Raw genomic sequence first — 11,882 nt, 5'->3', positions numbered from 1 at the left:
ACCTGAGAGGGGGCCCGAGTGCTCGGAGTGTTCGAAGGCTTCGGCGTCATCGCCGTGGTCATCCTCACCGGCTTCGCGCTGGGCCGTGCCGGAGTACTCGGACCGTACGCGCAGAAGGTGCTCGCCGGGATCGTGTTCTATCTGGCGACGCCCACCCTTCTCTTCACGATGATCTCGACGACAGACCTCACGTTCATCTTCTCGTCCCAACTCATCGCCACAGGCGGCTCCGCCGTACTCTGCGCCGTCGCGCTCTTCGTCCTCACCCGGTGGCTGCGCGGGCGAACGACGGGTGAGGCGATGTTCTCCGCGTGGGCCGTCAGCTACGTCAACATCGGCAACCTGGGCATCCCGATCGCGATCTACGTGCTGGGCGACATCGCCTACGTCGCACCGGTGCTGCTGTTCCAGCTGCTCCTGCTCGCACCCGTCGGCATGGCCGTCCTCGACACCCTCCGGCAGGGGAAGATCGACCACTGGTGGTCACCGATCTGGACGATCGCGCGCAACCCGATCGTCATCGGCGCAGTCGCAGGCATCGTCGTGTCCGGCACCGGATTCACCGTGCCGCCCGTCCTGTTCGACCCCCTCAGCATGATGGGCGACATGGCGGTCCCCGGCGCCCTCCTGGCATTCGGGCTGAGCTTCAAGGACGGCTGGAAGCTGCCGCTCAAGGGCACCCGCTCGCAGCTGACGATCATCACGGGCACGAAGCTCATCATCCAGCCCGTGCTCGCATGGGTGATCGGCGGACCGATCCTCGGGTGGACGGGGAACGACCTGCTCGCGATCGTCGTCACCTCTGCCCTGCCCACCGCCCAGAACGTCTACATCTACGCGATGCGGTACCGGCAGTCCGAGACACTCATGCGCGACAGCGTCTTCATCACCACAATGCTGTCCGTCCCGGCTATCCTCCTCTGCTCCGTGCTGCTCGGCTGAGGCTGGGTGCAAGCCGCTCGACTGAGCCCCTCCCCGGCGGCTTCGTGCGCGTTTGGAGAGGGGGCGTCACGAGCCCTCAGCTGCGGAAGAATCGAGCCCAGAAACCGCGCCTCTTCGGGACGGCAGAACGCGGAGAGGGGGCAGAGCTCCTGGCGGAGATCGATCGAGGTGAAGCAGAGCCGTGGGGGTCGCGCGGTCGAGGGCCGTCAGGGTCCTGTGGGAGTTCCCTGCTGAGTCGTGTCGGCAGGATCCGATGGACGATCGCGTCGTCCGCGAACATCGCGTCGCCGACGATGATGCGGCGCGGACCGGACGGAGAGGCGACGGTCTGTCCCGGCGGGATCGCACCTCGGGAGACGGAGAACGACGCGAGCCTCAGCAGGAAGGTGACGAGGTCAGCGGCACTCTCATCAGCCTCGGCAACCTCGAACTCCGGATGCCCGAACTCCACCATCCCCTCGGTCCGTCCCACCGGGGAACCATCGACCGCGGTCACGGTCTCGACGGACACCCACAACGGCACACGCCCCTCGACACGGGGATCGAGTGCGATCTTCCGCAGCAGCGACGGTTCGATCGGGTGACGAGCCGTCGGCCACACGATCGCGTGCGCGCTGTCGATCAGGGCGACGAGGGACGCCAGCGCCTGCGTGACCAGGTGCGAAGCCTGCTTGACGTCGATGCCTGTGGAGCCGCACGCCACGGAGACATGGGCGGGGTGCGCCGCGTTGAACGCCCTGTCTCGCGGCCACATCGCGCCCAGGTCCTCCCACTCCGCGAACCCCGCTGCCGCTGTGAACGGCACTGAGGACTGGACGACCTCCAGCACCCCGCCGCCCACCTCCACGCGGAACCCGCGGCGCTCAGCCGGATGAGCTTCGTCTTCTGGCAGGTGAGCTTCGTTCTCGGGCGGGCTGGCCTCGGCCTCGGCCGGCCGCACCTCGATCGGGTCGTCCGATCGGGTGATCCGTGCCTCCGTACCCCAATCACTCAGGTACTGCGCTGCGAACCGCTCCGCGGTGATACGGGAGTTCTCCCTGTCGAGGACCAAGACCGCAGTCTGCATACTGTGACTCCCTGCTGACACGGCGCCCAGAACCCCGACGATCAGCCGGGCGGCTGCCACGAAACCCGTACAACGAGAGTCTGTCAGCCCCCCCTTTCACCCTCGAGCCGCACGCGGTAACAGTTCTGCGACACGTGTGGGGGTCACGTCACATGCAGGAGCCCGTCACATCGTCGCGCGGAGTTCACGTGCGCGCGTGCGCCGTCACGTCACATCGCGCCAGAATGCCAGGGCATCATCCAGTGCGGACGGGTCCGGGTGGTCGTCATTGAGCGTCTCGAGAGACAGCACCGTCTGCGCAGGATCGCCGTCCGCCTCGACGACGTAGAGGACGGGTGTCGCACCCACCTCGCTGAACACCGAACGGACATCCGACGAGCCCACGGATGACATGAGGAGATCGACGAGGCCACGCTTCATGTCCGTCCACGTGCTCGACTTCGTGTGCGAGGTGTCCGAGATCCATGCCTCCAGGTCCGCCAGGAGGTCTTCCGACTGCGGTGACCCCTTCGCCTTGGGTGCGCCCCATCCTCCGGGGTACCAGCGCCAGTACCGCTCGCCTCCGGGCGAGCCCGTTCCTGGGTACTCGCTCCCGCCTCCCACTTCCGCAGCAGTCGACACCTGCCCCCTCACGTCCTCGTCGTGGAATGCCGGAGTGTTCACGGCCGTCCACCACGCAAGTCCGTCTGCATGACACACCGTGGCGGCGTAGACATCGTCACCACCGCCCACAACGGACAGCTGCCGTCGGAACTCCTCCGCGAGGACGGAACGCACGCGAGGACCGAAGATTCTCACCAGGTCGTCCATGACTCCACGGTAGTCCTGCCCGGCCCGCGCGGGAAGGGGTGGAAGCCCACGCTCACGCACTGTGCAAGCCCTGAATCGTGGAACATGCACTCCCTGGTAGCCGCTCCCCGACTGCCGTGCCCTCTCTGTGCGGAACCGCCCCACGGGCGTGTCCTCCCGGGAAGGCGGCGCACCTCCGTCCACAATGAAGACGTGAATGCCGACGATTCGAACGAGCCGAAGGACCTCCTCTCCCGACGGCTGAGCTCTCAGCCGGACGGGGACGACCCCACTGCGGCTCAGTACGCCGACGACGACAGCGGGGCGAATGCGGGCGCGCACGAATCCGGACGCGCGGACACGTTCGACGCCGCCGCGTTCGATCCGGATGCCACCGCCGCCTTCGACCCGATCCACGACGCCCCGGTCGAAGACCAGCCGACCGCCGAGTTCGACCCCGTCTCCCACACCGGCACGGACGCCCCAGGCGGGACGGAGCCGGGACTGGAGGGGGCCTCGGCGGCGGGTGCCCCAGCAGACGGGGTGAGCAGCGCAGCGGGCGCGACGGCGCGACCCGACATGTTCACGGACGAGGAATGGGCCCTCCTCAACGGGGAGAGCACCGCAGCACCGGCCGGTGACGCCCCCACGAAGAAGCTCACCCGCAGCGAACGGAAGGCCGCGAAGCGGGCGGCGAAGGTCGACGCGGACCGGAACGAGATGCGGGCGGCGGAAGCTTCGATGGCCTCCCGCACCGTCGAGATGCCCGTCCGCAGACGCACCCCCCTCGACGTGATCGGCGCGATCTGGATCACGATCGCCTTCCCCTTCGTCGCACTCGCACTGGCAGTGCGTGCCGTCGCCTCCGGATGGTTCCTGTCCTGGACCTACTCGTGGCGGCCCGGCTTCCCCGACGACCAGTACGGCTTCACCGACGCGGACCGCCTGCACTACGGGTCCTACACCGTCGACTACCTCTTCAACCTGGCGACGGAACGATACCTGTCCGACGTCGTGCTGCCCGACGGAACGCCCGTCTTCACCTCCGGCGAGATCGCGCACATGGCGGACGTGAAGACCCTCATCGGCATCCTCACCCTCGTCGCCGTCATCGGCGCGATCGGGATCATCGTGTTCGGCCTCTACAAGTGCCGTCCCACCGGCAGCGGGATCCGCGGCAGCCTCCGGGCAGGACCGATCGTCACGCTCGTCCTCTTCGCCGCCCTCACCGTGCTCGCCGTCATCGGCTGGGACCAGTTCTTCACCGGCTTCCACAACGTCTTCTTCGCAGACGGCACCTGGACGTTCTACATGGACGACTCCCTCATCCGTCTCTTCCCACCGCAGTTCTGGGTCGACGCCGGCATCGCCATCGCCGTCATCATCCTGGCGCTGTGCATCTTCGCGTTCTGCATGAGCTTCGTGGGCCGCAAACGCCGGGCAGTGCAGTGAGGTGCGGTGCAGTTGGCCGAGGTGAGCTGAGGTGCGGTGAGCTGGCGGGTGCCGTGAGGTGAGCTGGCGGGTGGTGCTGAGGAGTGGAGCGCCCCGGGTCGTGGAGTAGGCCCTCAGCGATTCGGCCGTCTCCTGGCTGCACTCCGCGCGGCCGTCTCTCAAAGACTGCCGCGCGACCGCCACTCGATTGTCGCCGCTTTCACGCGGTTGATCGACCGTAGCCGCGACTTCGCGGGCCACCGGGCACTGACGCCCGCATCGTTGCCGACAGGGGCACTGCCGCCCCACGCGGCTGACCGGGCGGCGATGCCCCTTGAGTGTGACCGGCCGGGTGAGCTTTCCCCTCTCACCCGGCCGGTGACAGACCCTCAGACACCCAGGCGGGATCGTGTCGACGACCTCCTGATGCCTAGGGGTCTAGGGCGCCTGGGGTTATGGGGCTCCTCGGGTTATGGGGGTCCTGGGAGCCCAGATCCCTCGGCCCCTGGGCTCACGGACCCCTTGACCCTGGGCCCCTACGTCCGCGTACAGGACATCCCTACACCTACGTGTGCGTACAGGACCGATTCTTCGCGCTGAACGGTCCTGTACGCGGACGTAGGGGCACATCATGCGCTCGAGGTGCAGTCAGTCCCCACCACGCCTCACCCCCACCGCGCCGCAGCCACTACCGTGCCTCAGTCCCCCACCGCGTCGCGTCCACGTTTCACAAGGTTCTCGTCGGCCGGGTAGACGACGGAGGTGTCCTTGCCGTCATAGTCGAACTGGTTGAGGAAGTAGCGCATCGCGTTGAGGCGTGCACGCTTCTTGTCGTTCGACTTGATGGTGATCCAGGGAGCGAAGTCCGTGTCGGTACGCATGAACGTTGCCTCCTTCGCCGCGGTGTAGTCCTCCCACCGGTCCAGCGACTCGAGGTCCATCGGGGACAGCTTCCACTGCCGCACGGGGTCGATCTGGCGGATCGCGAAGCGGGTGCGCTGTTCCGCCTGGGTGACGGAGAACCAGAACTTCGTCACGTGGATGTCGGAGTCGATGAGCATCTTCTCGAACTGGGGCGCCTGCTCCATGAAGATCTCGTACTCCTCGTCCGTGCAGAAGCCCATGACACGTTCGACGTTCGCCCGGTTGTACCAGGAGCGGTCGAACATGACGAACTCGCCGGACGTCGGCAGGTGCTGGATGTAGCGCTGGAAGTACCACTGCCCCTGCTCCACGTCTGACGGCTTGTTGAGCGCGACGACGCGGGCCGCCCGCGGGTTGAGGTGCTCCGTGAAGCGCTTGATGGTGCCGCCCTTGCCCGCCGCATCGCGACCTTCGAAGACGATGACGTGCTTGCGTCCGGTGTCCTGCCCCCAGTACTGGAACTTCAGCAGCTCGATCTGGAGGAAGTACTTCTCGAGCTCGTAGTCCTCGCGGTCCATCCGCTCGTCGTACGGGTAGTCCTCGCGCCATGTCTCGACCGCCGCGCCGCCCGGGTCGATGAGATCCGGGTCGGGGGTGTGCCCGTCGATGACCCGGTACCCCTCCAGGTGGAGGCGATCGATGTACTGTCGCAGGTTCTCCTGCTGCCGCGGATGCAGTGCCGCCATGATCGCCCCTCCGGTGTCGTCGCCTTGTACAGAACGCTATAGGGGACGAGTGAACGACGACTGAATGCGTGGGCCCACGCAACCCGCACGCACCTCATACGCCCTCACGATCTTTCAAGGTCCCGTTCGGGGACGAGGAACGAGGCCACGACAGGGAACACCGCGACGCACCCCAGTGCCAGCGGGTAGCCGAGTGTCGCGATGAGCGCCCCGACCCCCGGCCCCACCCCCGCCGACAGCAGATGCTGGCCGGTGTTCTGGATGCCCATCGCCTTGCCGGACCAGCGGGATCCCGACGCCTCCGCGATGGAGGTGAACGCCAGCCCGTTGTCCGCGACGGACGCCGCGGAGGCGAGGGCGAACAGGACACCCGCCACCACCGGCAGAACGCCCAGGGAGACCACGGCGACGGAACCGGTGAGGAGCGCCGCAGCCCAGGCGACCCACCGCAGGACGATGACCCGCGAGGGCGCGCGGTCGCTCGCCCCTCCCATCGCGAGTCGGGCGAACGCCCCTGCGAGCTGTGCCGCCCCGACGAGGAGTCCCGCAGTCTGCGCGGACAGGTCCTGCGTATCGATGAGCCACACGAGCCCGAACGTCGCGAAGGTGATCTGTGGGACGACCAGCAGTGCGGACACTGCATGGATGCGCCAGAGGAACGAGTCCTCCCGGTACGGATTCACCACCGCCGAGGTGCCGGCTGAGTTCCTGCCCCCGTTACCCGGGCCCACCCCAGCGTTGCGGCCGGCCACCGGGACCTGCCCGCCACCCGCCATCTGTCCGGCCCCCACCGCCCGACCGGTCTCCGGTTCTGCGGCTTCCACCGCTGCGGCGCCGTCCGGGTCGGGCACTGTGAGCTCACGTCTGCCGGGACGCGGCGGGTCGACGACTCCCAGCACGCACCCGATCCCGATGAGCAGGCACAGCACACTGGTCACGGCGAAGAAGCCGGGGATCCCCCAGAGCGCGGCGAGCGGAGGAACGAGGACCGCGGCGACGGCGGTGCCCAACGGCTGTGCCATCTGTCGGATCCCCATCGCGGTTCCGCGCTGGTGGCGGGGGAACCAGCCGGCGACGACGCGCCCGGTCGCGGTGTTGACGCTCGCGCCGATCCCGCCCGCCAGCGCGAGGACGAGGACGAGCGGCAGCAGCGAATCCAGGAGCCCTGCCACCGCGAGGGCGAAGCCCCCTGCCGTGGCGACGGAGCAGAGGAGGAGTCCCAGGCTGAGGGCCAGCCGCTCACCGCGCCTGTCGGCGAGCGCACCCCAGGCGACGAGGGTGATGACCATGCCGACGCTCGTCGATGTGCCGGCCATTCCCGCTTCGGCGAGAGTGAAGCCCTTGTCCGTGCGCAGGTGGGGGATGAGGAATGCAGGCCCGGCGATGACGATCGTGAAGAACAGCTGCGCGATCACACCCAGGATGAGACCGCGCCACGCGAGCACCTTGCTGCGGTGATCCGGGAAGTCCGGGGCGGCGTGCGGGGTCATACCCGCAGGTTACGCCCGGGTTCAGCATGCGGTCGCTCACGGTCCGCTGACCGGACATGCTGCAAGGTCTTCACCCGCGCTCAACGCTCACACCCGAGACCGGGGTCTCCTCCCCGCGCCCTCTCGTGAGCCTGTCTCCCCACTGGGCCCCGTCTCCCCACTGGGCCCGTGTCTCCCCGCCAGGTCCGAACCTCCGCTGCCCGCGTCTCCCCTCACGGCGCGTGTGGGCCGATGGTCCGCGCGTGGTCCCGCAGTGCCCGGCCGGCGTCCAGTCCGACGACCGCGCAGACGGTGTCGGCACCGTCTGCTGCAGAAATGAACTCGACGAGGAGAGGGTCCTCGCTCACGATCCGCTCCGTCGACCCCGGCAGCGGGTGGCCGAAGCCGGCCAGCTGGCGGCCGTGGATGCGTGCGGACCACGGGCTCCACGGCCGGTACGGTCCGGGATCGTCACCGTCGCCGAGGTCGTGGAGCAGCGTCCGTGCCGCGTGGGCCCCCTGCGCCTCGGCGTCGTCCCAGTGGTCGACACGGTACGGCTGCGGCCCGAAGCGTGCGACCGCGCCCGCGGCGAGGACGTTCTCCCAGCCCGCGGAGCGCAGCCGGTCGTCGACAGGAACACCTGCGTCGGCGGCACTGCCGTGCCCCGCACCGCGAGCACTGCCGCCCCCGCGACTGGGGCGACTGGCATCGGAGCGACCCTCATCCGGGCTGCTGCCGTCCCCGCGGCTGCCGTCGGGACGAGCGCGATCGTCGGGCGTCTCGTCACGCAGCAATCCTCCCGGGATGTGCGGTTCCGCGCCGTGGGCGACGACGACGAGGTCCGCTTCGACCTCGGACCCGTCGGAGAGAGCTGCGACCCCTTCACGCAGCGCGACCACCCAGGTCCCCCACCGCGTCTCGACCGCACCCTCGTGGATCGTCGCGAGGCGGCCGGCGATCGTCGCTCCCAGTCCTGCGGCACCCGGAACCGCCGAACGTGCCACGAGCGTGACGTGGTGCCCCGCCTCGGTGAGGAGGCTCGCGGCCTCGGCGCCGACGAGACCGGTCCCACTCACCAGCACACGCGCACCGTCGACCTCTTCGAGGAGCTCACGGATCCGCAGGGCATCGGTCACGGAGTGGAGTGTCGAGATGCGCTCTGCACGCACCCACTCCTCGAGACCCGGCACGTCGAGGCGGCGCGGCGTCGACCCCGTCGCGACGATGAGTCCCGCCGCGCCCAGCACTCCCCCGGACCCCAGGGTGAGCGCCAGTCGCGAGGAGCCCCGCCCAGGACAGGCGGCGGTATCAGGGCCAGCTGGTGCCTCCCCGGTTCCCGCGACCACAGCGGCATCGGAGATCGACCCGACCGGCACCTCGGCGACAGTCGTATCCGAGCCTGCCGGCACCTCGGCGACGGATGCGAGTGTGTCGAAACGGGTGTCGACGCCGTCGAGCGGCGGCCGCATGGCGACGGCGCGGTCCGGTGACACGCGACCGGTCATGAGGGCCTTGTCGACGAGGGTGCGGTCGATCGCCTCACCGGACGGCCCGGCGAGGTGGACGATCGGCTGGTCGGTCAGCGTGAGCAGCGTCTGCACGGCGGCGCGGCCAGCAGCGCCTCCGCCTGCGACGACGATCGGAGAGTCCATCCCTTCGAGCCTATCCCCGCACCCCGCCACGCACCTGTGGTGTCCGCCACGCGCCGGTAGTATCTGCCACGCGTCGGTAGTATCTGCCACGCGTCGGTGGTGCCTGCCACGCACCTGAGGGGTGTCGTGGACCACACCGTCGAGCGCCCACCATCCCTTCCCTCAGATACCCCCTAGGGGTATGCTGGAGTTGTCTCGCACCCCTGCGGACACGAAGGAGCGACCAGCATGACGACCCAGGACGGCACGGCCCCGGCAGCCGCGGGCACTGCCACCGCGCCTGCAACCAGCACCGCGCCTGCCACGACCACGGCACCCGCCATAACCGGCGGGGACGGCGCAGACCTCGAACTGCTCATCGGCGGCATGACGTGCGCGTCGTGCGCTGCGCGTGTGGAGAAGAAGCTCAACCGGGTCGACGGAGTCAGCGCGAGCGTGAACTACGCGACGGAGAAGGCGACCGTGCACGCTCCGGTGGACCTCGACCCGTCGCTGCTCGTCGATGTCGTGGAGCAGACCGGGTACACCGCGGAACTGGCGGGCGACGACGCGCTGGCAGAGGCCGACGAACGCGCCGCCCGCGAACTGCGCGGCCTGTGGTGGCGGCTGATCACCGCGATCGTCCTCACGGTCCCGGTCGTCGCGATGGCCATGGTGCCACCGCTCCAGTTCGACTACTGGGGCTGGGTGTCGCTCGCGCTCACGGCACCGGTGTTCCTGTACTCGGCGTGGCCGTTCCACGTGTCCACGTTCGTGAATCTTCGCCACCGCGCGGTCACGATGGACACCCTCATCACGGTCGGCACGACGGCGGCGTTCGTCTGGTCGCTCGCAGCCCTGCTCTTCGGCACCGCGGGCCACGCGGACATGCGCCACGGCTTCGACTTCACCCTGCACCTGGGCGGCCACGGTGGGGAGCTGAGCGACGTCTACTTCGAGGTGGTGGCGGGTGTCATCACGTTCGTGCTGCTGGGGCGCTACCTGGAGAAGCGGTCGCGCCGCTCTGCCGGTGCGGCGCTGCGGACCCTGCTGGAGCTGGGCGCCAAGGACGTCGCGGTCGTCCGGGACGGTGCGGAGGTCCGCATCCCCGTCGAGCGCCTGCGCGTCGATGACGAGTTCGTCGTGCGGCCGGGTGAGACGATCGCCGCGGACGGCACGGTCGTCGACGGCCGCTCCGCCGTCGACGCCTCGATGCTCACAGGCGAATCCGTGCCCGTCGAGGTCGCCTCCGGCGATCCCGTGGCGGGCGGGACCGTCAACGAATCGGGTCGCCTCCTCGTCCGCACGACGCGGGTGGGCAGGGACAGCCAGCTGGCGCGGATGGCGAAGCTCGTCGAGGACGCGCAGTCCGGCAAGGCCGACGTCCAGCGGCTCGCCGACCGCGTCTCCTCGATCTTCGTGCCGATCGCGATGGCGATCGCCGTCGTCACCTTCGTCGTGTGGATGCTGCTGGGCTACGGGTTCACTCCCGCGATGACGTCTGCGGTCGCGGTCCTCATCATCGCCTGCCCGTGCGCGCTGGGCCTCGCCACCCCCACGGCGCTGCTGGTCGGCACCGGCCGTGGCGCCCAGTTGGGCATCCTCATCCGCGGCCCCGAGGTCCTCGAGACCGCCCGCGGCATCGACACCATCGTGCTCGACAAGACGGGCACTGTGACGACCGGCCGCATGACCGTCGCCGAGGTCGTCGTCGCCGAATCCGTCGACCCCGCCGCCTTCCTCCGGCTGGCGGGCGCCCTGGAGGCCGGGTCGGAGCACCCGGTCGCCCGCGCGGTCGTCGACCATGCTGCGTCTCCCCTGCCCGCCGTCGTCGACTTCGAGAACGTGCGCGGACGCGGTGTGCGCGGGACCGTGGAGGGGCGCGCCGTCATGGCAGGCCGCGCGCTCCTCTTCGACGACGCCGGCTGGTCGGTGCCTGCCGCCGTGCGGCAGACGTTCGACGAGGCGGGCGCGCGGGGCCGGACGGCGATGGTCGTCGGCTGGGACGGGGAGGCGCGCGGCGTCATCCTCATCGCGGACACCGTCAAGGAGTCCTCGCCCCGTGCGATCGCGCGCCTCCACGCACAGGATCTGCGCGTCGTGCTGCTCACCGGCGACAACAGGGATGTCGCCCAGGACGTCGCGCAGCAGACCGGGATCGACGAGGTGATCGCAGAAGTGCTCCCGGAGGACAAGGTCGATCACGTGAAGCGGCTGCAGAGTGAGGGGCGCACCGTCGCGATGGTGGGCGACGGTGTGAATGACGCGCCGGCACTCGCGGCGGCCGACCTGGGCCTGGCGATGGGCACCGGCACGGATGCAGCGATCGAGGCTGCGGATATTACGCTGGTCGCCGGTGACCTCGTCGCGGCGACCGACGCGATCGACCTGTCACGGCGGACGCTGCGCACGATCCGGGGGAACCTCTTCTGGGCCTTCGCGTACAACGCAGCGGCGATCCCGCTCGCGGCGCTGGGACTCCTCAACCCCATGATCGCCGGAGCCGCGATGGCGTTCTCCTCCGTCTTCGTCGTCACCAACAGCCTGCGACTGCGCGGATTCCGTCCCACAGAACAGAAGGATCAGACATGAGCACATCACCGGACAGCGGTGAGCTGACGAAGGACACGACTGCGGCCGCGCACACGCACGGCTACTCCGGCGACAAGAAGCGGCTGCTGGCGCGGCTGAGTCGGATCGAGGGGCAGGTGCGCGGCCTCGCCCGCATGATCGACGAGGACAAGTACTGCATCGACGTCCTCACTCAGGTGAGCGCCACGACCTCGGGCCTGGAGAACGTCGCACTCACCCTCCTCGAGGACCACCTGGCGCACTGCGTCGTCGACGCAGCACGGGCAGGATCCGCTGAGGAGAAGGTGACGGAGGCGGCCGACGCGATCAGGAGACTCGTGAAGTCCTGAGTGGTGGAACGTGCTGATACCTG

Annotated in this window: 9 protein-coding genes; 4 read left to right on the top strand and 5 right to left on the bottom strand. The window is 69.1% G+C overall.

Features of this window, described 5'->3' with window-relative positions:
• Positions 1-18: 18 nt before the first annotated feature.
• The gene (locus JFC09_RS16940) at positions 19-942 is read left to right on the top strand and encodes an AEC family transporter (protein WP_198394617.1); all 924 of its coding nucleotides are present in this window, start codon (positions 19-21) and stop codon (positions 940-942) included.
• A gap of 76 nt (positions 943-1,018) precedes the next feature.
• On the opposite strand, the gene JFC09_RS13780 is transcribed toward JFC09_RS16940, so the two are convergent.
• Both JFC09_RS13780 and JFC09_RS13775 read right to left on the bottom strand, forming a co-directional pair.
• Positions 1,019-2,008 (bottom strand): hypothetical protein, encoded by a 990-nt coding sequence (locus JFC09_RS13780; RefSeq protein WP_198394616.1) that lies wholly within the window; start codon positions 2,006-2,008, stop codon positions 1,019-1,021.
• A 204-nt stretch (positions 2,009-2,212) separates the two neighbouring features.
• The gene (locus JFC09_RS13775) at positions 2,213-2,818 is read right to left on the bottom strand and encodes a hypothetical protein (protein ID WP_198394615.1); all 606 of its coding nucleotides are present in this window, start codon (positions 2,816-2,818) and stop codon (positions 2,213-2,215) included.
• A 192-nt stretch (positions 2,819-3,010) separates the two neighbouring features.
• Between JFC09_RS13775 and JFC09_RS13770 the strand changes: the two genes are divergently transcribed.
• Positions 3,011-4,249 carry a TIGR01906 family membrane protein gene (locus tag JFC09_RS13770; protein WP_332839780.1) on the top strand — a complete coding sequence of 413 codons (1,239 nt, stop codon included), beginning with the start codon at positions 3,011-3,013 and terminating at the stop codon, positions 4,247-4,249.
• A 677-nt stretch (positions 4,250-4,926) separates the two neighbouring features.
• On the opposite strand, the gene ppk2 is transcribed toward JFC09_RS13770, so the two are convergent.
• From ppk2 to JFC09_RS13755, 3 genes are all read right to left on the bottom strand, one after another.
• The gene (ppk2, locus tag JFC09_RS13765) at positions 4,927-5,838 is read right to left on the bottom strand and encodes a polyphosphate kinase 2 (protein WP_198394613.1); all 912 of its coding nucleotides are present in this window, start codon (positions 5,836-5,838) and stop codon (positions 4,927-4,929) included.
• A gap of 104 nt (positions 5,839-5,942) precedes the next feature.
• Complete coding sequence (locus JFC09_RS13760) at positions 5,943-7,328, bottom strand: MFS transporter (RefSeq protein ID WP_198394612.1); 1,386 nt, start codon at positions 7,326-7,328, stop codon at positions 5,943-5,945.
• A 212-nt stretch (positions 7,329-7,540) separates the two neighbouring features.
• Complete coding sequence (locus JFC09_RS13755) at positions 7,541-8,959, bottom strand: FAD-dependent oxidoreductase (RefSeq protein WP_198394611.1); 1,419 nt, start codon at positions 8,957-8,959, stop codon at positions 7,541-7,543.
• A gap of 228 nt (positions 8,960-9,187) precedes the next feature.
• Between JFC09_RS13755 and JFC09_RS13750 the strand changes: the two genes are divergently transcribed.
• Together JFC09_RS13750 and JFC09_RS13745 are read left to right on the top strand one after the other, a co-directional pair.
• Positions 9,188-11,530 (top strand): heavy metal translocating P-type ATPase, encoded by a 2,343-nt coding sequence (locus tag JFC09_RS13750; protein WP_198394610.1) that lies wholly within the window; start codon positions 9,188-9,190, stop codon positions 11,528-11,530.
• Positions 11,527-11,859 (top strand): metal-sensitive transcriptional regulator, encoded by a 333-nt coding sequence (locus JFC09_RS13745; RefSeq protein ID WP_198394609.1) that lies wholly within the window; start codon positions 11,527-11,529, stop codon positions 11,857-11,859. Before JFC09_RS13750 ends, JFC09_RS13745 begins: the two co-directional genes overlap by 4 nt.
• Positions 11,860-11,882: the final 23 nt, after the last annotated feature.

This window comes from Brevibacterium yomogidense (assembly GCF_016107685.1).
Taxonomy (GTDB): Bacteria; Actinomycetota; Actinomycetes; order Actinomycetales; family Brevibacteriaceae; genus Brevibacterium; species Brevibacterium yomogidense.
This window is presented reverse-complemented; position numbering and strand designations above follow the sequence as displayed.